20 protein-coding genes and 2 pseudogenes are annotated in these 21,625 nt (G+C 64.3%); 2 read left to right on the top strand and 20 right to left on the bottom strand.

Annotated features, from left to right (window positions below; genetic code table 11):
- Window positions 1-72 precede the first annotated feature (72 nt).
- The 9 genes and pseudogenes from RMO12_RS09820 to RMO12_RS09785 form a co-directional block, all read right to left on the bottom strand.
- Window positions 73-1,443: a DUF1329 domain-containing protein gene (locus RMO12_RS09820; RefSeq protein ID WP_309639152.1), complete on the bottom strand. Its 1,371-nt coding sequence runs from the start codon at window positions 1,441-1,443 to the stop codon at window positions 73-75.
- Between the two features lie 65 nt (window positions 1,444-1,508).
- Window positions 1,509-3,926: an MMPL family transporter gene (locus RMO12_RS09815; RefSeq protein ID WP_309639151.1), complete on the bottom strand. Its 2,418-nt coding sequence runs from the start codon at window positions 3,924-3,926 to the stop codon at window positions 1,509-1,511.
- Between the two features lie 496 nt (window positions 3,927-4,422).
- A complete protein-coding gene (locus RMO12_RS09810) occupies window positions 4,423-5,268 on the bottom strand; it encodes a glucose 1-dehydrogenase (RefSeq protein WP_309639150.1) in 846 nt (281 codons plus the stop codon).
- Between the two features lie 231 nt (window positions 5,269-5,499).
- Window positions 5,500-5,707: pseudogene (locus RMO12_RS15990) on the bottom strand (phenol hydroxylase); the annotation flags it as partial.
- Window positions 5,701-5,901: pseudogene (locus RMO12_RS15985) on the bottom strand (2Fe-2S iron-sulfur cluster-binding protein); the annotation flags it as partial. The pseudogenes RMO12_RS15990 and RMO12_RS15985, both read right to left, overlap by 7 nt.
- A gap of 18 nt (window positions 5,902-5,919) precedes the next feature.
- Window positions 5,920-6,282, bottom strand: a complete 363-nt coding sequence (locus RMO12_RS09800) for a phenol hydroxylase subunit P4 (RefSeq protein ID WP_309626654.1) — start codon at window positions 6,280-6,282, stop codon at window positions 5,920-5,922.
- A gap of 10 nt (window positions 6,283-6,292) precedes the next feature.
- Window positions 6,293-7,897 (bottom strand): aromatic/alkene/methane monooxygenase hydroxylase/oxygenase subunit alpha, encoded by a 1,605-nt coding sequence (locus RMO12_RS09795; protein ID WP_309639149.1) that lies wholly within the window; start codon window positions 7,895-7,897, stop codon window positions 6,293-6,295.
- A 21-nt stretch (window positions 7,898-7,918) separates the two neighbouring features.
- Window positions 7,919-8,203 carry an MmoB/DmpM family protein gene (locus RMO12_RS09790; protein ID WP_309626652.1) on the bottom strand — a complete coding sequence of 95 codons (285 nt, stop codon included), beginning with the start codon at window positions 8,201-8,203 and terminating at the stop codon, window positions 7,919-7,921.
- A gap of 11 nt (window positions 8,204-8,214) precedes the next feature.
- Window positions 8,215-9,210, bottom strand: a complete 996-nt coding sequence (locus RMO12_RS09785; protein ID WP_309639148.1) for an aromatic/alkene monooxygenase hydroxylase subunit beta — start codon at window positions 9,208-9,210, stop codon at window positions 8,215-8,217.
- 290 nt (window positions 9,211-9,500) lie between these two features.
- Between RMO12_RS09785 and RMO12_RS09780 the strand changes: the two genes are divergently transcribed.
- Window positions 9,501-11,243 (top strand): sigma 54-interacting transcriptional regulator, encoded by a 1,743-nt coding sequence (locus RMO12_RS09780; RefSeq protein WP_309639147.1) that lies wholly within the window; start codon window positions 9,501-9,503, stop codon window positions 11,241-11,243.
- Between the two features lie 54 nt (window positions 11,244-11,297).
- Window positions 11,298-12,221, top strand: coding sequence for a LysR family transcriptional regulator (locus tag RMO12_RS09775; protein WP_309639146.1), 924 nt, complete (start codon window positions 11,298-11,300; stop codon window positions 12,219-12,221).
- A gap of 3 nt (window positions 12,222-12,224) precedes the next feature.
- Here the strand turns inward: RMO12_RS09775 and RMO12_RS09770 are convergent, their stop codons facing one another.
- From RMO12_RS09770 to RMO12_RS09720, 11 genes are all read right to left on the bottom strand, one after another.
- Entirely contained in the window at window positions 12,225-12,614 is a 390-nt protein-coding gene (locus tag RMO12_RS09770; protein WP_309639145.1) for a c-type cytochrome, read from the bottom strand.
- Window positions 12,611-14,257, bottom strand: a complete 1,647-nt coding sequence (locus RMO12_RS09765) for an FAD-dependent oxidoreductase (protein ID WP_309626647.1) — start codon at window positions 14,255-14,257, stop codon at window positions 12,611-12,613. The genes RMO12_RS09770 and RMO12_RS09765 overlap by 4 nt, the downstream gene beginning before the upstream one ends.
- Before the next feature lie 162 nt (window positions 14,258-14,419).
- Entirely contained in the window at window positions 14,420-15,352 is a 933-nt protein-coding gene (locus tag RMO12_RS09760) for a catechol 2,3-dioxygenase (RefSeq protein WP_309639144.1), read from the bottom strand.
- Window positions 15,353-15,431: 79 nt separating this feature from the next.
- Entirely contained in the window at window positions 15,432-16,499 is a 1,068-nt protein-coding gene (gene dmpG, locus RMO12_RS09755; RefSeq protein ID WP_309639143.1) for a 4-hydroxy-2-oxovalerate aldolase, read from the bottom strand.
- A complete protein-coding gene (locus RMO12_RS09750; protein WP_309626948.1) occupies window positions 16,496-17,410 on the bottom strand; it encodes an acetaldehyde dehydrogenase (acetylating) in 915 nt (304 codons plus the stop codon). Before RMO12_RS09750 ends, dmpG begins: the two co-directional genes overlap by 4 nt.
- Window positions 17,407-17,646 (bottom strand): 2-hydroxymuconate tautomerase, encoded by a 240-nt coding sequence (locus RMO12_RS09745; RefSeq protein WP_309639142.1) that lies wholly within the window; start codon window positions 17,644-17,646, stop codon window positions 17,407-17,409. The genes RMO12_RS09750 and RMO12_RS09745 overlap by 4 nt, the downstream gene beginning before the upstream one ends.
- Before the next feature lie 59 nt (window positions 17,647-17,705).
- Entirely contained in the window at window positions 17,706-18,992 is a 1,287-nt protein-coding gene (locus RMO12_RS09740) for an aromatic ring-hydroxylating dioxygenase subunit alpha (protein ID WP_309639141.1), read from the bottom strand.
- Window positions 18,989-19,393: a hypothetical protein gene (locus tag RMO12_RS09735; protein WP_309626951.1), complete on the bottom strand. Its 405-nt coding sequence runs from the start codon at window positions 19,391-19,393 to the stop codon at window positions 18,989-18,991. The genes RMO12_RS09740 and RMO12_RS09735 overlap by 4 nt, the downstream gene beginning before the upstream one ends.
- A 410-nt stretch (window positions 19,394-19,803) precedes the next feature.
- Window positions 19,804-20,520, bottom strand: coding sequence for an MIP/aquaporin family protein (locus RMO12_RS09730; protein ID WP_309639140.1), 717 nt, complete (start codon window positions 20,518-20,520; stop codon window positions 19,804-19,806).
- A gap of 2 nt (window positions 20,521-20,522) precedes the next feature.
- A complete protein-coding gene (locus tag RMO12_RS09725) occupies window positions 20,523-21,011 on the bottom strand; it encodes an arsenate reductase ArsC (protein ID WP_309639139.1) in 489 nt (162 codons plus the stop codon).
- A 13-nt stretch (window positions 21,012-21,024) separates the two neighbouring features.
- On the bottom strand, window positions 21,025-21,528 hold the full coding sequence (locus RMO12_RS09720; RefSeq protein WP_309639138.1) for an ArsI/CadI family heavy metal resistance metalloenzyme: 504 nt from the start codon (window positions 21,526-21,528) through the stop codon (window positions 21,025-21,027).
- Window positions 21,529-21,625 lie beyond the last annotated feature (97 nt).

Here is a 21,625-nt window from a genome sequence, read left to right as displayed (position 1 = left end):
TCGCGCTGGTCAGCCCGCGTTGTGCGACCGCTGCCGCCACGCCCCCCCCGCGTTTCGACCCGGTCGGCATGCTCAGGTCCCGAGGCGCTGCAGCGCCTGCTCGGTCAGGAACTTTTCATACAGGCCGTCGTTGTTGTTGTAGCCCGAGTTAAAGCCACCGGCGATGTTCTTGACTTGAAGGAAGCGAGTCATGCGGCCGTCCTGGATGTTGTGGGACATCACCGCCGTCCACGACCAGTCGATGTTCTTGCCGTCCATCTTCTTCTTGTCGCCCTTCTCGTACAGGCTGTACTGCGGCTCGAAGGACTTGTAGATCTCGCCGCGGCGGTCGAAGGTGATGTAGGCCACATACATCATGTTGCGCATGTCGATCCACACCCGCTTCTTGCCCACCGGCGCGCGCGGATAACCCGTCGGCTCGGCTTCGAACACGGCGACGTCGGGGCAGAACTCCATGTTGGTCTCGAAGAAGGTGATCCCCTTCGGGCCGCCATGCACCGGGCGCTCCCAGTTGGGGTGGTCGCCGTACCACGTCTGCGACACGGCGCCGAGGAAGGGGCCGCGCCCGACGATCTTGTAGTTGCCCCAGGTCAGCATCGGGTCGCCGGCCGCCCAGGCGTCCGACAGGTAGAGGTTGCTGCCCGGCACCAGCGGCTCGAAGCGCTGGTTGGTGGGGAACTTGCGCACCCGCTTGAAGGCCGGCAGGTAACCGACCAGATCCGGAAATTTGCGCTGGTCGTAGTACCAGGTGCTGAGGTAGCCGGTGCCCTTCACGTCCGAGGGCGCCGTGAAGAACACCGACTGGTAGCGCAGCTTGTCCTCGCCGCCGGCGAACGCCTTCGGCACGTTGCGCACCAAGGAGTTCTCTTCGACCCAGGCGAAGTCGTACAGGTAGCTCTGCGTGCCCTGGGGGGAAATTTCCCAGTCGCGGATGGCGTAGGTGGAGTTGTCGTGACGGCCCCAGGAGAGCGTGAGGTTGGCGGCCAGCTCGACACCCGTCTTGGCATCGGGGAAGGGGTTGCCACCGATCCAGGGCTTGCCGTCCTGGGCGGTGATGTTGCCGTTGGCATCGAACTTCGCCTGGCCCTGGTTGCGCAACGTAGCTTCCAGATACTCGGCCGGGAACATGCGCGTGACGTCACGCGTGGTCGGCACGATGCGGATCTTGCGACCCATGGTCTTGATCTGCTGGTAGGCCACCGGGTCGATCAGTTCCTTCACGATGTCGACGTTGTCGGCGGTGATGTAGTCGCCCGTCTTGATCTTGCCCTTGGACCAGGCGTCGATCGACATCAGCTCGTCCGGGTAGGCCTTGCTGATGTCGGCCGAGTGAGAAATCAAGGGCCACAGGGGGCCCAGCACGCCAGCCGTGGCAATGCCCTTGGCAGTCTGATCCATGAAGAAGCGGCGGCTGTAGTCGTGGTCGTATTTACGGATGTGCATGGTGATTTCCTACGTCATGGTTGGTTGAAAAGTAACCCGGGGGCGTGCTGCGCGGACCGAGCGTTTCAGTGGGCAGGTGCCCTTTGAGGGTCTACCACGGATTCCGACAGCGCGGACATATCGCTATCCAGAAACTTCGGCTTGATCAGATAGATGAGCAAGGGCAAAAGGATCAGGGCCAAAACCATGTTGATGAACATCACCACCACGAGCAGCAGGCCCATGTCGGACAGGAATTTCAGTTCCGACAGGAAGTACCACGGGATGAGGCCGATCGTCATCAGGGCCGCGGTGAAGAAGATGGCCTTGCCACAGGTCTTGAGCGAGATGCGAATGGCAAGCCCCAGATCCTTCTTGGCAGCGCCCTGGTACTCCTCGCAGATGCGCGTGAGCAAGTAGATGCCGTAGTCGATGCCCACGCCGATACCGATCGCCAGGATCGGCAGCGTGTTCACGTCCAACCCCAGACCGGCAATGGACATCGAGGCCGTCAGCATGGCGTTGGCAAGGTTGACCGGAATCAGCAGCAGCACGCCCGCCACGATGGAGCGGTAGGCCAGCGAGCAACCAATCAGGATCACCAGGTTCAGGGCGGCCACGATGCGTGATTCGTAGCGAACCACCGTGTCGTTGATCGACTGCTGCAGCGCGATGGTGCCGGAGGCGAGGCGGATGCGGAACTTGGCATGCTCCTCTCCGACCTTCGCGACACAGGCGCGCGCCTGGACGAGCGCGTTGTCCACCGTGGCCTGCTTGTTGTTGGAATACCAGAGCGAAACGGTGGCGTTGCGCAGCTCGAAATCGGACACATGCGCGAAGGCCTTGGCGTTGGTACCGGCCATCAGACCGTTGACCGCGCCCGCGGCAGACACGTCGTCGTTGTCGAGCGGCGCCCACTTCGGGTTGCCGCCGCTGAACACGCGGTTGGCCTCGGGCGCCATGTCGGCGAAGGACAGCGTCGCGGTCGGCGGGTTCGGGCGGGCCTCCAGACACTGTTGCAGGTCGCGCATGACCGACAGCGTCTCGGACTGGCCCAGGATGCGTTCACCTTCCTTGCCCTCGAACACCACCTCCATCGTCATCGAGCCCGGGAAGTTGTTGTTGATCTGCCGCACGGCCGCGTTGAACTCCGAATCGTAACGCAGCAAATTCGTGCCTTCGACCGGGTTGCCTACCTGGACGCGCAGCATAAAGAACACCGATATCACGGTGATCAGCACGAAGGCTCCCGCCGTGTAGCGCGACGCCTTGCCCTGAACGAGGTTTGCAAAGCCGTCGAGCGTTTTCAACATGCCCCTTTGCATCGGACCGCTCTCGCCTTGGCTGGCGAGCACATGCTCGAGGTTCTTGGGGCGCGGCAGCAGGCTCAGCAGGATGGGGGTGAGGAACACGCTGCAGGGCACGAGGTTCATCGCCCACAGCCCGGTGAACAGCGCAAAGCGCTCCATTGCCGGGATAGGGGCCAACGCGACGAGCAGCAGGCCGCACACGTCGGTGAAGATGCCCAGCGTGCCCGGCGCCATCAGCGAGACCAGCGAGAGTTCGGCGGCCTTGGTCTTCTCGTGCCCGTCGTGCAAGAGTTCGTAGTAGCGCTCGGTCGCCTGGACGCAGTGGCTGAAGCAGCGCGCGATGAGCATCAGCGGCACCACCATCAACAGGGGCTCGACCGGCAGCCCGAGCCAGCCGACCAGACCAAAGCCCCAGATCGCCGACACCGTGCTCACGACGAGCGGGCCGACGATGCCCGACAGGTTGCGCATGTGCAGCGCCAGCATCAAGAACATGAGCAGCAGCGTGAGCCCGAAGATCTCTGCGGTGTTGCCACCGAACGCATAGACCCAGCCCGTCATGACCGGGAAGCCCGCCACGTGGATTTCGTGCGCAGCGTCCTTTTCTTTTGCGACGATTTCCTGGATGAACTTGAACGCCACGCCGTAGTCGAGCTTGCTCTCGATAAAGGTGGCGTTGATCAGCGTGGCCGTGTGATCGTAGGACACGAGGAAGGTGGCCGCAGCGGGCGACTCGCCGACGCGGCGGCGAATCTCGGCCAGATCGGCCGGCGTCTTGGGCGGCTCGTCATCCATGATCGGGTTGGAAAAGATCCCGTCTGGCGTGATCACCGTATAGCGCGCCTTTGGCGTGGCAATCGAGAGGATCTGGTCGTGGTCGACGCCGGGCGCAAGGTCGATGTCGCGTGACAAACGCCAGATCTTGTTGAGCGTATCGACCTCGAAGACGTCCTTGCCGTCCGTGCGCTTGACCATCAAGGTGACGGTCAGCGGGCTGCCGAAATTGGGGTGGTCCTTGAAGACCTTGACGAAAGGATGATCCTTGGGGAAAAGGTCCGAGAAGATCGTCCGGACTTCCACCTTCATCAAGCCCGCGGCGAAGAAGGCCGTGATCACGCCCATGACCACCAGGATCAGCCACCGGTTGCCGAGCGTGAAGCGCGCAAGCCGGTGTCGAAGGTCAGTCTTTTGCATCAATCACCCGAGGGTTAAAGCAGTGAGCCCCATCGAAACTGGAGCGATCGGTCAGGACATGCCATGACCTAGGATTCGAGCGACGCCATTGGAGGCTGGCTGCCGTCCAACGAACCCACCCTTGCGGGTAGTTGTTGCGGGGTGATGAACCCCAACTTGACAACCGCCGCCCGTCACGAAGTCAGTTCCTTGCATGGTGAGGCAGAGCTTGCCTTTGGCCGCGTGGCGCGGCCTGCGTCGATGGACATGCATCCATGCTGGTCTCCTGTTGTTGTTGATCGTTCGGTCCCGCCAAACGCGCCTTTGCGAGAGCCGAAGCTTTTAGGTCGCCGACTGTAGGAAGGGCTCGCAGTCGATCCATTGGGATCGATTCCCTACCGACTAGGCAAAACACGTACTGCGCCGCAGCATTCTCTCCGCAAGCCTGCACTGCGGGCGCAGCCAGTGCGACATCGAGCTTGCTTGCCGGAGCATCGTCACGCTGCCTGGCCGTTGCTCAAATCGCGGTGTAGCCGCCGTCGATCACGAACTCCGCACCGGTCACCCATTTGGCGGCGTCCGAAGCGAGATAGAGCGCGGCCGAAGCGATGTCGTCCGGCGAGCCCATGCGACCGATCGGATGCGCCCCCTCGAACGCCGCCGTGGCCGCCGCGGCGTCGGGCACCAACTGCAGATCCACGAAGTGCTGCAGCAGGTCGCGACCCATGTTCGTGCCCACCAGTCCCGGATGGATGGAGTTGCAGCGGATGCCCAGTTTGAGCTGGCCGCATTCGACTGCCACCGACTTGGTGAGCAAGCGAACCGCCCCCTTCGAGGCGCAGTACGAACCGAGCCCGGTCACACCGGCCAGACCGGCGACCGACGACAAGTTGATGATCGATCCCCCCTGCCCCGCCGGACCGCCCGGGCGCATGGCGCGCACCGCGTGCTTGCAGCCGAGAAAGACGCCGGTCACGTTCACGTCCATCACCAGGCGGAATTCCTCGACCGTGGTTTCGGTGATGAACTGCAGGCGCTCGATGCCAGCGTTGTTGATGACGATATGCAAGCCGCCGAAGCTCGCGATCGTGGCCGCCACGGCGGCCTCCCACTGCGCTTCCTGGGTCGTGTCAAGGCGCATGAACTCGGCCTTGCCGCCGGCGGCGCAAATCTCTGCGGCGGTGGCGCGACCGGCCGACTCCAACACATCGGTCAGCATCACGCGCGCGCCGGCCGACGCCAGCGCGCGGGCCATCTCGGCGCCGAGGCCGCGGGCTGCGCCGCTGATCAGCGCGACCTTGCCGTCGACACGGTAGGCCTTGCCATAGTCGGTGGGTGTGCTGGCGACAGTCGTTTCGGTCACTCGAGTCTCCTCGTTCTTTGCGGGTTATCACCAAGAGACGCCATGCGATGGCGGCTGCGTGTCCGTCGGGCGAAGTGGGTCGATCCAATTGCACGCGCTCGGCGCGCAATGGAGTCAGTGTAGGAAGGCCACTTCTCGCCGGTCCAATACCTTCGCCCTGAAGACGACATACCTCGTTGGTATCGACGAACACCGCGCTGAACGTCGTGGCAACGGGCGCTGCGGCCCGCCTCAAATCGCCTTTAACAAGGGGCTGCGCACACGCTCGGCATCGGCTGCCGAGAGAAATTTGTCGGCGTAGATATCGCGCTCGAAAAGCCGGCCTTGCATCAGCGTCGTGATGCAGGCGTCGATCATCACCGGCGGCCCGCAGAGCTAGGCCTTGCGGTCGCGGAAATCATTGTCGAAGTGCCCTGGCGGCGTCATGCGCGAAGCCGCGCACTTGCCCTCTTCGCTCTCGAAGTCCATCAGTGCAAAGGGCGACGCTTCGCCGTGCTTCACCTGCACTTTGCAGGTGGCGCACAGACCGTGGCAGCAGGCATGCGGCAGCCAGACGCCAGCGCGCAAACAGGCATCGAGCAGGGTCTGGTCGGGCTCGACCTAGACCGTCTGGCCGAGCGGCTCGATCAACAGCTGCTAGCTCACGGCCGATCAGAAACTCGCGCCGTGCAATCCCTCCAGGCCTGGCGTGCGAAACCGCAGCGAGTCCTTGTGGCCCAGGCCGTTGTCCAGCAGGCTCTTGTCCATCGCCGGCACGAAAGGCACGCCGGAACGCAGCCACTGAACCGCGGCCCAATCGATCTGCGCGAACTGCGGATGCTGGCCAAACAAGCTGGGCAAGACCTTCTCGACCAGCGCACCAAACGGCATTTGCGGCGGCACCGGGATGCACAGCGGCGTGGCGTACATCAAGTGCTGGTCCCAGCCGATGCCCAGCAGCTGGTTGCCGTGGAACTTGTCGACGGAGTCTTTCATGTCCCCGTGGTAATCGGGGCGGATCGCCTTGACGCTCATGGGTTTCTCCTCAGGCGCTCTTGCGCTCGGCCGCGTCGGCGGTGGGTGCCGATGCGGGCTCATGGATGTTGGCCGGCTTGCCGGTCCAGCGCGTCCAGTTCGCCGCGTCGATGTGGGTGGCGAAATCGCCGCCGTCGACGCCCGGCTTGATGCCCATGTACTTCAGGGCCTCGACCAGCGGGTTGAAGTCGGGCGCGGTGGGGTCGACGCCGGGGTTGAAGTAGTTGCCCTGGTAGATCTGCGACACCGGCAGATGGGCATGGACGTATTTCTCGGGTTCGTTGCGGAACACGTCCCGGCAGCCGTCGGAGCAGAACTGGAACTTCTCGCCCAGGTAGGTTTCTTCGCGGTAGCAAATCTGCGTCGGGTCGTCGGGTTCGGTAAAGAGCTGGGGCCATTGGCAGGTCTGGCACAGCACCGGCAAGGTGGCGTTGACAAAGGGCGTGCCCAGGCGCTCGAGTTCGCGCCAATGCTCGTAGCGCGGCCGGTAGTACTTGTCGAAGGTATCGGGGTACTTCGCCGAAAACCAGTCCATCTCTTCGGGCGAAGGCAGCCAGACCGGAAAGCCCGCGGCATGCCGGAATTGATAGAAGGTGCTCCAGAGCTGGTGGCCCACGTGGCCCTTCTCCTTGACCGTGACCTCCCAGTGCTTGGGCATGCGGATGCCGTAGCGGGCCAGGTCGGCAAAGAGGGCGCCGCCGTTCTGCTCGAAGTAAATTTCCCAGGCCTCAGACCAGCTCATGACGCGCTTGGGCAGCATGTAATCCATCATCGCCGCCAGCAGCGAGAGCAGGCGGTAGCCGCGCCAGAACCACTTGTCGATCCAGCCTTGCACGATCGGCACATTGGCCGGGTCTTGCTCGAGCAGGAACTTGATCACCTCGATGCCCAAGGTCATGTGGCGCGCTTCGTCGGACTGCGCCGAGAAGCCGAACGAGACGGTGGACATGTCGCCGTTGTAGGCCGCACCCGACATCCACGGCATGAAGGCCAGGTTGGTCAGCACGTACTCGAAGGCAAACGAGATCGCGGTGACGAACTCGAACGGCCCCGAGGTGATCGCGTCCTCGAAGAAGGACTTCGGGATCGACAGGTACCAGGCGCGGTCGAACATGTACGGAAACTCGCTCATGCCCGCGAAGTACTTGTTGTAGTGGCTCATCGCATGAATCTGCGTCTGCGCATGGCGCAGTTCGTCGAGCGATTGCATCTGCGCGGCGATGCGCGGGCCCACGCCCGGGAACTCGCGCCCGAGGATGTTGAAGCCGCGGTGCGAGGCGTATTCGAGCCCGGTGAAACCGGTGATGAAAATCTTCAGCGCCTGCACATAGCGCGCGTCGGTCACGTTGAACTGGCCGTTGTTCTGCTGGAAGGCGTCGATGATCGCGTAGAGCTTGCGCTCCTTCTCGCCCTGGTACTTCCAGTAGGCGTCCATCGTCAGGCGAAACGGGTCTTCCCACTTCTCCCAGTCGTGAATCTTGATGCCTTCGAAATTGATCGCGCGAAAGATCTCTTCCTTGGGCTGGTAGCTGGGCTCCCAGCCCAGGCCACGCGTGAGCATCGCGTAGTTTTCCTTGAGGCTGAGTTTCTTGGCGGGCTCGTGGGTTTCACTCATGAGGTTCTCCGGTGTGCGCGCTCAGGCGCATTTCCATTGCAGGATGAATTCGTCGTCGGTCTCGTCGAGCTCGCCAGACATCGAAATCAGGTTGATCTGGATTTCGCGCAAGTCGAAGTCGCGGCCGACGCGCTCTTCGATCGAGCTGCGTTTGATCACCAGGCGACCGGGGCAATCGATCTTCACCATGGCGGGGTACTCATGCAGCACCGCTTGCGGGTTGTCCACCTGGATCGCCTCGATGATGGGCTGGGTGTCGTTGTTGGCCTGAAAGGCGATGAAGACCGGTTGCTGGCTCGTGCTCATCACGCTGCCCCTCAGGCGGTGAAGCCGAGTTTGACCAGGCGCGCACCCAATGCGGCGTCCACGTCGGCCAGCGCGGCGGCCCCCTCGTCGCCCATCATGGCTTGGGCCAGCGGGGCCAGGGCCGGCAACATGACGCTGCGCCAGTGGATGACCCAAGTCTGGATCAGCGCCCGGTTCTCGGCACTCTCGCCGGCGGCGGTCTTGACCACGGCGTCGACCCACCGGGCCGTCTCGTCCTGCCAGCGCATCAAGAAGTCCAGTACCGTCGACGGACCCGGCCCATGGCGACTTGCCAGCCAGGCGTCGAACTTCTGGAAGAACAGCGGGTACAGCAGCCCGTCGGCCACCAGAGTCTGGGCGACCAGCAACTCGAACCAGTCGCGGGTCACGAACAGGGTCTCCATCTGGCGGCGCAGACCCTGCCATGCCGGGTCTTCGGTCCAGTGCCGCTTGGCTTGGGCGAGCGAGTCGCCGGTGTTGCCATCCACCAGCAAGCCGATGCGCGAAAGGTGCTGCGCCATGCCCAGGCGGTCCATCGTTCCCATCACCGCGGCCTGGGTGATGGCCGTGCCCCAACCGTAGGCGGCGACGTGGCACAGGTTCATGTTGGCGCCCCATTCATAGTGGCGCAGCGGCACCAGGGCCGACACGATGGCAAGCCGGGCGCTGTCGGGCAGTTCGCGCAGCAGACCGCGCTTGTCGGCAAAGTCCATCTGCCGATCCACCGCCTCTTGCTGCTTGGCGCGCGCCATGGTGTAGCTGCCGTAGAAATACTGGCGCGGATCCTTCAGCGCATACCAGTCCTTCATGATGACGGCCGTGCGGCGACGGTCGTACAGATCGTGCTCGGGGTCCCACAGCGGCTTGTAATGGAAGTTCACCTCGGACTGCACGTCGTAGGTGGCTTCCTGGTAGCGCGAGGCCGGCTTTTCGCCGAAGCGCCGGGCGATGTGCCCAAAGGTATGGCGCAGCGGCTTGACACCCTGGGTGCGAATCTCGACGGTCATGCCTGTCTCCTGATGGCGTCTGTTTGGTGAGGGGCCAATCCGACACCGAGCCTGCATCTGCTTCGCCTCGGGCGCTACAGGCTTTGCACTAGAAAATGCAATGAACATGCCACATCGCGGCAACCCTGGGGAACACCCTGAGGACTGCGTTCAATTCATGCGCGACGCGCGCATCGTGGCGCTGACCATTCGATCGACGTGGCCATCAAACCCCGCTCGCTGTATCAATTGATCCACTGCAGCGCTAGCATTGATCAAGGAGACTGTTTGATTTCGGTCAGCGCAACACCATGACGATCCACAAGAAAGCCGCGCCGCCGAGCACCGCCGTTCACCCCATCGACGACCTGGTTTCGCGCATTCACTTCGATGCCCGCGAAGGCCGCATCTGGCTCGACGACCAGCGCATGCTGCTGCTGCATGCCTCGGCGCTCGGCGTGCTGCACCAGGAGCTGATCGAGACGCTGGGGATCGACAAGGCGCGCGGACTGATCACCCGGGTGGGCTACAACTCCGGCTCGCAGGATGCCGAGCTGGCGCGCAAGCTGCGCCGCTCGGCTCGCCCGGTGGACACCGCCCTGGTTGGAGCGCAGCTGCACATGCTCGAGGGCGTGGCCCGCGTCGAGACGGTGCGGCTCGACGTCGATGAAGAGCGCGGGCACTTCCACGGTGAGTTCATCTGGCACGGTTCGGCCGAGGCCGAGGCGCACATTCACCGCTACGGCATCGGCGCCGACGTGGTGTGCTGGCAGCAGGTCGGCTATGCATCGGGCTTCAGCAGCCGCTTCATGGGCAGGCCGGTGATGTTTCGCGAAGTGCAGTGCCAGGCACAGGGCGCACCGCATTGCGTGATCGTCGGCAAGCCGGTGGAGGAATGGGACGGCGCCGAGGAAGATCTGCGGACCTTGCGCGCCGACACCCTGACGAGCGGCCTCAGCGCCTTCAATGGCGCGGCGTCCGCGCAGTCGTTGCTGGGCGATGCCGATGTCGTCGGCGTCTCGGCCGGCTTCAATGCGGTGTGCCACATGGTGCGGCGGGCGGCGCGCACGCAGGCCACCGTACTGTTCCTGGGTGAAAGTGGCGTGGGCAAGGAGGTGCTGGCGCGCAGCCTGCACCGCATCAGCCCGCGCTCGGCCGGGCCCTTCGTGGCCATCAACTGCGCGGCCATCCCCGAGGATCTGGTCGAAGCGGAACTGTTCGGCGTCGACAAGGGCGCCTACACCGGCGCCCACAGCAGCCGGCCGGGGCGCTTCGAGCGCGCCGATGGCGGCACGCTCTTTCTCGACGAGATCGGCATCCTCAGCTGGCCGGCACAGGGCAAGCTGCTGCGCGCCTTGCAGGAGCGGGAGATCGAGCGCGTCGGCGGCACCAAGGCCTGCAAGGTCGACGTGCGCGTGGTGGCCGCCACCAATTCAGACCTGCGCGAGGCCGTCAAGCGGGGGCGCTTTCGTGAAGACCTGTTCTTCCGGCTCAACGTACTGCCCATGCGCGTGCCGCCGCTGCGCGAGCGGCGCGAGGACATCCCGGTGTTCATGAACCACTTCTTGCGCAAGTTCAACCAACGCGATCATCGCGAGGTCACCGGCTTCACCGGCCGCGCCATCGACGCCATGCTGACCTACCACTGGCCCGGCAATATCCGCGAACTGGAAAACCTGGTCGAGCGGGGTGTGGTGCTGGCGTCCGACCAGGGTCCGATCGACATCACCCACCTGTTCGTCGGGGGTGAAGAGGTCGAGGGCGATTGGTTGGCGCTGCACCGCGACGGCTCGCTGCTGGCCAGTCGTACGTGCGCCCCTGCGACCGATGCCCTTGCTCTTACGCCTGAACTGCTGGGGCAGCGTGTGGTCGCACTGCTCAGCGGTGCCGAGAATGCGTGCACGACGTCGCTCGACGAGGTGGAAGCTGCCATGATCCAAAGTGCCATGGCGCGTACCGAGGGCAACCAGTCGGCTGCGGCGCGGCTGCTGGGTCTCACGCGAGCGCAGTTGATTTACCGGCTCAAGGCGTACAAGCGCCTCGGCGGTGAATGAGCGGCCCAAGCGCAACGCACCCTCCGCATCACCCCATCACGCCATCAAAAGAGCATGGATCTTCGTCACTTCAAGTATTTCCTCGCCGTTGCCGAAGAGCTCAACATCGGCCGTGCCGCCACCCGGCTGCACATCTCGCAGCCCCCTTTGACGCGGCAGATCCGTGCGCTCGAAGAAGAACTGGGCGTCGAGCTGTTCGTGCGAACGGCCAAGGGGGTCGAACTCACCCAGGCGGGCGAGATGTTCAAGGAAGAGGCCATCAACATCGGCATGCTGGTCGATGCGGCGATCGACCGCGTGCAGCGCGCCGGCGAAGGCAAGCTCGGTCGGCTGGACGTGGCCATCTTCGGCTCGGCCATCTACGACATCATTCCCAAGCTGCTGCAGGATTTCCGGACCCGGCTGCCCGACGTACACATCGTCCTGCACACGATGAACAAGAACGAGCAGATCGAGGCGCTACGCCAACGCCGCATCACCGTCGGCTTCAATCGCATGACACCGCCGTGGCCGGACATCGGCCGCGAGCTGATCGCCACCGAGCGGCTGTTCGCGGTGCTGCCGGACGGCCATGCGCTGGCGGCACATACGGTCGTGCCGTTTCGGGCCCTCGCAGACTATCCGTTCGTGCTGTTTCCCAACGTCGGCCGACCCAATTTTTCCGACCTGGTGCTCGACTTGTGCAAGCAGCACGGCTTCGAGCCGGCGGTCGCGCAGCACGTCGGCGATGCGGTGACCGGCAGCGCCTTGGTGGCGCGGGGATTCGGCATCACCTTGATCCCGGAATCGGCCACCAAATCATTGCGCGTCGAAGGCACCACCTGCCGCCCCTTGGCCGACGCTCCTCAGGCCGTTGTCGACCTGAGCTGCCTGTACCGGGCCAACGATCAATCGCCCCTGCTAAAGGCTTTCTTGGGTGTGGTGCGCGAATACCGGGCGGCCAATGAACGCGACGCGGGCGAGAACAGCGCCCACTGAAGACTACCGGGCTTGCTGGCCGGCGAAATAGTCGACGATCGCCTGGCGGGATTTGGCGTCATCCAGAAAGAAAGTCATCAACGAACCGGGCGCGACCCGTTCGGTATCGGTGAGCCAGGCGTCGAGCAATTCCTTCGACCAGGTCTTGCCTCCCAGCGCTTTGGTCAACCCGGCCGAATAGGCAAAGCCGGGCGCACTGCCAGCGGTTCTGCCGATCAAACCGAAGAGATTGGGCCCCTGGCCATTCGCCTCATTCTTGGCGAAGGTATGGCACGACGCGCAGCTGCTCTTGACCAGCGCGGGCACCGTCGGCTCGCTCCCTGCGGGTTGGGCCATCGCTGTCGTCCAGACAAGCAGCGCCGTAGCGCTCAGCCAGCGGCCGATCGGTCTCATGCCGAAGCGTCTTTCACGACTTCCTTGTGCAATGCATTGGCCGCTCGGTAGGCAAAGGTCACGATGGGGCCCAAGGTCGCACCCCCCGCCCAGTAAGCCGGCCCCGACGCCGATGCGACGCAGTTGCCCACGCCATACAGCCCTGCAATCGGCTTGCCGGCCACATCGAGGACGCGGCCATGGGTGTCGGTCCTCGGTCCGCCCTTGGTATCCAGCGTGCCCGGCGCGATCAAGGTGGCGTAAAACGGCCCCTGGTCGCTGAGGGGCGACATGGTGGAGTTCTTCTTGTCGGACCCGGCCTTGTTCGGCCCGTTGAACATGAGCTCGACCGGGCGCTCGCCGCGGTGGAAATCGAGATCCTTGCCGGCGTGCGCAAAGCCATTGAACCGCTGGATGGTCTCTTCGAGGTTTTGCTGGAAATCCGGGGCCAGGGAGAAGTTGACCTGCTCGCGGTACTGCGCCAAGCGCGCCGCGATGTTCTTGGTCAGCTCGGCCCGCGTCGCTCCCTTGATGACATGGCCGTCGTTGTTGCCGGGCGGCACGATGAATGATCCGTAGTTGGGTTGCGCGCAATGGTCCTGCGCCTGCTGGTCCCATACCGCCACCAACAGTTGGTTGGGGAACTCCTGCCTGGGGCCGTCCCAGGCCCAGAACGCGCGCGTGATCTCGTTGTACTGCAGCTTTTCGTTGACGACCCGGCGCCCGTACTTGTTGACGTAGATCATCGAGTCGCCCGAGGCCGAGAAGGTGCCCCACAGCGAGCCGTCTCTTGCCAGCGCCTTCTCCAGCACGACCGGGCAATTCCAGGCGTGGTTCATGTTGGCCAATTGCACGCCCAAGGGGCTGGACACGCGCAGAAAATCGCCTTCGTTGGATGGGGCCGCGCAACCGCCCACCACGGAGCCGCCGAGGAAATCACGCCGCAATTGCGCGTCGTGCGTGAAGCCGCCCGAGGCGAACACCACCGCTTTTTTCGCCCGCAATCGCAGCACCGAACCCTCGGCGGTAGTGGCCTCCACGCCGATCACCTCGCCGCGCGCGTTGCGGATGAGGCCCTGTACACGGTGCGAAGTCTTGATGGCGATGCCATCGCGCCGCGCGGCGCTGGAGAGGGTGCGGATCGCGAACTGCCCACCGTTGTACGGCTCGGCGCCCAGCGGCATCAGGACGCGCCCCTTCGGGGCCTTGTTTTCCGGCAACTCGGCCCAGTAGTCGACGATCTCGGTCGGGTGTTGATAGGGCAAGGCACCTTTGTCGCTGAGCAGTTCGGCGGCCGTGCCGGCGCTTTCATAGAACGCCTCGAACATGTCGTATTGCCAGTCGCTCAAACCGAGTTTGGCGCTGCTGGGGCTGTAGGTCAGCGGCGCCGACAGGCGCGCCACCAACTTCATGAAGTCGGGTTTTGGATCGGCAATGCCGGCCTTCTTCATGGCCGCGTTGTTGGGCATCCAGTACCAGCCGCCGGACTTGGCGGTCGTGCCGCCGACGCTGCCGGCTTTCTCGAGCACCACCACCTCGTTGCCTTGCCAGCGCGAGAACAGCGCCGTACCCAGCCCGGCCATGCCGCTGCCGCAGACCACCACGTCGTACTCGGCGTCAAAGCGCGGGGCGCTCGTCGGGGCGGCGGCAGCCGGGCGCACCATCGCGCCCAGCGTTCCCGCCGTCACTGCCCCGGCGACTCCGATGAAACTGCGCCGACCGACACCACCTTGCCGCGTGGTCGCGGTCTTTGCTTTCGGAGCAATCTTCATCCGGGCTTGTTTGATGCAGTTGTGATGGGCGTGACGTGACGTGACGGCTCGCGCTCAGGTGAGCACGGTGAAGAAACTTTCGCGCGGCGTGTTGTCCTGGGAGAAGGCCGCAGCGCCCAGGGCACTGGTGTCCCAGGTGAGGGTCGGCGTGTCGGGATAGTGGACATAACCGCCGGTAAAGACTTCGTTTCGATTGCCGGACGGGTCGAAGAAATAGATGGTCGCACCCCGCGTGATGCCGTGCCGGTTGGTGTTGACCTCCACCGGAATGCGGTGCTTGCCAATCATGTCGGCCGCATGCACGAGGTCGGACACAGACTCGAGCAGGAACGAGACGTGATGGAACTTGTTGGGGTTGGGCTGCAGCACGAACGCAACGTCGTGCGGCTTGGTGGAGCAGCTGACGAACAGCGCGAGGGACGCCTTCGAATCCGCATCGATCAGACGTTCGGTCAGATCGAACTCGAAGACTTCCCTGAACAGGCGAGCGTTCTCGTCGATGTTCACGCCGCCCAGCAACAGGTGATCGATGCGGTTGATGCGAAAGCCCCGTATCACGCCTTCGTCGGGCATGACGCCGGGATTGATCGTCCCGAGCGTGTTGCCGATCTGCTCCTTTTCAGCGTAGAGCTGCATGGTGTGACCGCTGGGTAAAACGAATTGGAGTCGACGACCACTTTTCGCATAGACACCCGCGGCAATTCGTTCAACCGGCAGACCAAACTCCTTGATCTTGCCTTCAAGGGCAGTCAAGGTCTTGTCGTCGTAGACCTTGAAGGCGAAGTAATCCAGGCCAGCGGAATCCGCCTTGCGCAGCACCACGCAATGGTGATCATGCTCGTCCCATGCCTTGAAATAAGTCATGCCGTCTGCATCGGTCATGACCTTGAGCAGGCCCATGTGGTCGCCGTAATGCCGGCAAGCGGCTTCCATGTCAAGGACACGAATACGAACCTCGCCGAGCCGCAGAACACCTCTTAGCGCCATTTCTGTCCCCTAAATTACGGTGTTGATCATCAACGCGAGCAGCCGGAGCAGTTCTCGACGTTGGCTTGGAATATTTAAATCAATTCACTTCTTGCATCAACCCGCGTTGCCTGGCCATGGTGATGGCGGTGTCCTCGATCATGTCTTCTTGGCCGCCGATCACTTTCTGGCGGCCCAACTCAACCAGGATTTCGCGAGCCGGGATGCCAAAGCGAATGGCTGCCCGCTTGGCATTCAGCAAGAAGGTGGAGTAGACGCCTGCAAACCCGATCGTCAGCGAATCCCGGTCGATGCGCACGAGCTGGTCCATCATCGGAACGATCACGTCTTCGGCCACGTCCATCAGCTTGAACAGATCGACCCCGGTTTCGATGCCCATGCGTTCGCACACGGCCAGAAAGACTTCCAGCGGCGTATTGCCCGCGCCGGCCCCCAGGCCCGCGACCGAGCCATCGATGCGACTGGCGCCGGCTTCGATTGCGGCGATCGAATTGGCGATGCCCATGCCCAGGTTGTGGTGGCCATGAAAGCCGATTTCGGTTTCGGGCTTGAGCACCTCGCGCAGCGCCAGGATGCGGGTCTTGACGTCGGCCGGCAGCATGTAGCCCGCCGAGTCGGTGACGTAGATCGTCTCTGCGCCGTAGGACTCCATCAGCTTGCCCTGTTGGGCCAGATGGGCCGGATCGGTCAGGTGGGCCATCATTAGGAAGCCGGTGGTGTCCATGCCGAGCTTGCGCGCGAAGGCGATGTGCTGGGGCGAGGTGTCGGCTTCGGTGCAATGCGTGGCCACATGCACGCTGCGTGCGCCGCAGTCATAGGCCGACTGCAACTCGCGCATCGTGCCCAGACCGGGGATCAGCAGCACCGACACCTTGGCCTGCTTCATCTTCGGCACCACGGCCTGGAGATATTCCTCGTTGCTGGCCAAGGCAAAACCGTGCTGAAGCGAATTCCCGCCCAGGCCACCGCCATGCGTCACCTGGATCAGCGGCACACCGGCGTCGTCCAACGCCGTGGCCACCTTCACCATTTGCGCGACCGAAATCTGCTCCCCCTTGGCGTGCATGCCGTCGCGCAGGCACATGTCGTGCAGCAAGACCTTGCGACCCCTCAAGCTCGTGTCCATGTCGGTGACAGCGGTGGTCATGCGAATTCCTTGGCCTTGAGTTGGAACTTCCCCGCCAGGATTTGTTCTGCAAACATCTCGGCGGTGCGGCAAGCCGCGGCGGTCATGATGTCGAGGTTGCCGGCGTACTTGGGCAGGTAGTCGCCCAAGCCTTCGACCTCCATGAAGACCGTGACGCGCTTGCCATCGAACACGGGGCCATTGACCAGGCGGTAGCCGGGGACGTACTTTTGCACCTCGCGGATCATTGCGCGCACCGATTCGATGATGCGGGCCTGGTCGGGCTCGCCTTCGGTCAGGCAGTTGATGGTGTTGCGCATGATCACCGGCGGCTCGGCCGGGTTGATGATCGCCAGCGCCTTGCCGCGCTTGGCGCCGCCCACGCGCACGAGCGCGTTGGACGTGGTGTACGTGAACTCGTCCAGGTTGGCGCGCGTGCCGAGGCCGACCGATTTGGACGCGAGGCTGGCCACGATCTCGGCATAGTCGACCGGCTGGACCCGCGTCACGGCGCTCACGATCGGGATCGTGGCCTGGCCCGCGCACGAGATCATGTTGACGTTCATCTCGCGCTTGTCGGCGTGCTCGCGCAGGTTGACCGGCGGCACGCACAGCGGCCCGATCGCCGCGGGCGTGAGATCGATCATCAGCACGCCAAGTTCGTTGAGCTTGCGCGAGTTCTCGGCATGTACGTAGGCCGATGTCGCGTCGAAGGCGATCTGGATCGCGTCGGCTTGCACATGCGCCAACAAGCCGTCGACGCCACCGGCCGTGGTCTTGAGCCCCATGTCGCGCGCACGGGCGAGGCCCTCTGATTGCGGATCGATACCGACCATCCAGATCGGCTCCAACACCGGGCTTCGCAGGATTTTGTAGATCAGGTCGGTGCCGATATTGCCCGAGCCGATCACCGCGCATTTGATTTTTCTCATGGCCTGTTGTCCGTTGACGCGGCCAGCTCGACGTTGCTGCGGCGCGTGCCGCGACTCTCGCCGGCCGTCTTGCCGTCGACCGCGAAGTGTTCGGTCGCGAGTTCATCGATCAGGATGCGCACCTGGTCGGCCCTCACACCCAGCGCAAAAGTAACGGCTTCCGTGATGCCTGAGACCATGGCGCGCTTTTGCTGCACGGTGCGTCCTTCAAGCATATGAATCTCGATGATGGGCATTCGCTTTCTCCTGATTGGCGGACCAATTTTTCACCGCGGACCGGACGCCGCGAAACAAGTCATTTCATTGCGTCGGCAACCGTCGCTGCGTTGACCCATTTGCGCAGAGTCTCCTGGTGATGCCGGATCATGAACTCGCCGTCCTGCAGGTTCATGTGGTCCTTGGCGCCGGACTCGAGGCCTTTCTGGATGCGCTCGCAGTTGGTCACGTCCTCCAGCACCACCTCGCACCAGCGCGCCGCGTAGTGCTCGAGCTGCAGCCGGTGGCGCACGGACGTGGCCTCGGGAATGCGGATGGTGAGGATCCAGTGCGTGCGGTCGCGCGCCAGCGGCCAGAACTCGTGCGTCCAGTAGCCGCCGGTCGAGTAATCGATGTTGAAGTTGGGGAAGATCGAGGTCACGTCGGCCGACCAGCAGACTTCCTTGGTCGGGTTGATGGCCGGGTGTGCGCGCAGACGCAGCACCTCGTCGTTGACGTCGCTGCCCAGCAGGCCGCCGGTGTCGACCAGGCAGGCCAGGCGCTCCACGTGCGAACCGGGCGGCGCGGCGTATTCGTCGTTGCCGTAAGCCGACCAGGCGCTGTGCAACCCGAAGGTGCTGCCGCTCAGGGGCCGCGCGTACTTGTTGTTGATGGGGTTGGAGAACCCGGGCGCCAGGGTGCTGGGGTGGATCGCCGGCACGTGGTAGGACTCGGCGAACGCGTCCATGATCAGCTTCCAGTTGGCGTTGAACTTCGCCTCGATCACCAAGGTGCGGTGATCGACTCCGAACGGCACGCCGGCATAGGACTCTGCGTAAGGCCCGAGGAACTCCTTCAGGCTCAGCTCGGGCTTGCGCTGCAGGTTGATGAAAATCCAGCCTTCCCAGGTGTCCACGGCAATCGGTGTGAGGCCGCACTTTTTCTTGTCCAGGTCGAAGAATTGCCGCTGGTCGGGCACCCCGATCAACTCGCCGTCGTTCTTGTAGGTCCAGCCGTGGTAGTCGCAGCGCAGTCGGCTGCTCGTTCCGCACTTTTCGAACACCACCAGGTTGCCGCGATGCGCACACACGTTGTGGAACGCCCGAACGGTGCCCGACGCGTCGCGCGTGACCAGCACCGAGGCCTTGCACACCTCCACTTCCTTGACGAAGAAGGCGTCAGCGTGAGGCAGCTGGTCGATGCGGCCCATGCACAGCCAGGCGCGGCCGAACACGCGCTCCTTCTCCAGCTCGAAGAATGCCGGGGAGACGTAGGAGTCGTTGAGCACCGGCTTGGTCGAGAGTCCAGCGGCCAGCGTGAAGCTTTCCTTCGCGCCCGCTTGCGGCCGCGCTTGCGCGTCGGTCGCGCCCATCACCATCTCGTTCATGCGTGCTGCTCCTTCAAATACGTGCGTTCGTGCTGGCTGGCGGCGCGTTCGCCGCCGCCGAACGGCCGCGGTCCTTCGGTGACGTGCAGGTCAGTTCGCACCTGCGCGCGATGGGCGCGCGGCTGGCCATGCATCTCCACCGCCATGGCCGCATGCGCCAACGCCAGCAAGAGCTTGAACAGGCGCTCTGCGTCCGCGGGCATGCGCTCCAGCGGGAAGGCGTCGAGGTGGGTGATCGCGTCTTCGGCTCTGGCGAGCATGAGATCGTAGAAGCGCCGAATGTCGTCCATCGGCGCCTTGGAACGCTGCTTCCAGCGCTCGTCGTTGCTGTCGCGAACCCAATACTCGACGAAGGGCTCCAGGTCCTCAAAGCCGACCGGCAGCACGCAATTCACAGTCATCGTTCAATCTCCCATAGCACCGCAGAAGAAGCGGGCTGGTCGAGACCAGTGTAGGAAGACCAGCGCACGCCCGCCAATACCTTTGTACTGGACGCCCGATACCCCATCGGTATTGAAGGCAGTTGAAGGCAGCGTTTCTCGCCGTGCGCGGTGTCGACGCCTGCATGCCCGGTCGTGCCGCAGCGGCGCCTGCCCTGAGCGAAGCAAACCGTTCAGCGCCTTGTGCGGCGCGGTCTGCGGTCGTTTGGGCTCAGGTTTTCCCCAAGCTTGTCCCCTGCCCCGGTGGATAAATCCACCGGGGCGCCGAGACGCCGGGGCCGCGCGCGAGCGCGCTCGGTGGCTGCCGTGCCGCCCCAAAGGCGCTGAGCGACCCCTTGGGGGCAGTGAACGCTGTGAGCGTGGGGCTCGGCTCAGGCGCCATGCCGACCACGCGCAGAGCCGTCGATTGCCGCGCGGGCCACGACGGCACTGCCCTGGCCTGCACGGCCCAACGCGCGGTGCAGCAACACGCCGATCGCGGCACCGGCAAGCTCGGCCGCCATGAAGCCGGGCACGCTGGCCGGCGCGATGCCGGCGAAGCTGTTGCTGAACATGCGGCCAAAGGCGGCGGCCGGGTTGGCGAACGACGTGGACGCAGTGAACCAGTAGGCCGCGCCGATGTAGCAGGCCACCATCGCCGCCACGCGCGACGCGGGCGCGCGCAGGATCACGAGCAGCAGCCCCGCAGTCGCCACCGCTTCAGCGATCCACTGGCCGCTGCCGCCGCGCAGCTTGGTGGAGAACTGCAGGATGCTTGCCTCGAACATCGCATGCGCCAGCCATGCGCCGAGCATGGCGCCGACCAACTGAGCCACGATGTAAGGAGCGATCAGCGTGCGCGGCAGCTCGCCCCGCGCCGCCATCACCAGCGACACGGCCGGGTTGAAGTGCGCGCCGCTGACCGGGCCCAGCACTTCGATCAGGATGTACAGGCCGCCGACGGTGGCCAGCGTGTTGGCCAGTAGCGCGATTGCGACGTTGCCGCCCGAGAGCCGCTCGGCCATGATCCCCGAGCCAACGACGACGGCCAGCAGCAGTGCCGTGCCCAGCGCCTCGGCCAGCAGCTTGTGCGGCGCCTGCGCTGTCATGTTCAGTGCTTCGAAATGTCGAGCAGGGCGCGCTGGAGATCCGCATCGCTCAGTGTGTCGAGCGGCAAACTCAGCAACTGCAGCATGCGATAGCCGATCGCCTGGCGCGTCAGCTCGAAGGCCTGCGCACGCTCCGCCTCGCGAGCGCTCGACGGGTCGGCGTAGCCCCAATGCACCTTGACCGGGCTGCCCGGCCAGTAGGGGCAGGCCTCGGCGGCGGCGCTGTCGCAGACGGTGATCACCACGCGCATCGGCGGCGCATCGGCGCGCGCGAACTCGTCCCAATTCTTGCTGCGGCAGCCCGAAGCATCGATGCCGGCCCCGGCCAGCGACTCGAGCGCGTGCGCATTGATGCGCCCGCTCGGCGAACTGCCGGCGCTGTAGGCCCGCACGTCCTTGCCGAGCCGCCCGGCCCAGTGGTTGAGCATGGCTTCGCCGAGCACGCTGCGCGCCGAGTTATGGGTACACAGGATGAGCACGTGGGTGGTCATGGTCGCGCGCGAATCAGCAGCACGAGGAGGCCGGCTTCACCGCGATGCCGATCGGCTTGCCGCGCGGCGCCGCTGGGGCGCAGCAGCCGGTGGCGTTGGTCGCGACGGGAGCATCGGCAGCAGCAGCAGCAGCAGCCGGCTTCTCGCTGAACACCGGGATGTTGTCCAGCGTCTGGAAGTGCTCCCACGCGATGCCCTGCGGGTCGGTCAGCCAGTGCTTTTCGCTGCGTGCATAGCAACAGCTCGTCTGGCCCTCGTCCAGCAGCGCGAGGTCGGCCGCCCGCGCGCGGCCCCTGAGCTCGGCCAGCTCTTCGGCGCTGTCGGCCTGGATGCCCAGGTGGTCGATGCCGGGCTTGCTGCCGCGGGTGGAGATGGCGAAGTTGACGCGTGGATCGTCGATCATCCACTTCGCGTAGTCGCTCTCGACACGTGTCGGCGCGGCGGCGAACATCTTGGAGTAAAAGGCGATGCTCGCCGGCAGGTCTTCGACGTGGGCATGAACGTGAAATCGCTTCATGGGGCCTCCTGGCCAGGTTCGGATCGGGTTGTCGCCGGGCTCAACATTTGCGCCCGGGCGCCGGGGGCGCCAGGCACGCGCTGCCTTGGCAGCAGTT

It is taken from the genome of Methylibium sp. (genome assembly GCF_031393925.1).
In the GTDB taxonomy this organism is placed as follows: Bacteria; Pseudomonadota; Gammaproteobacteria; order Burkholderiales; family Burkholderiaceae_C; genus Methylibium.
The sequence above is the reverse complement of the archived record's forward strand: the minus strand, read 5'-3'. Positions and strand labels throughout refer to the sequence as shown.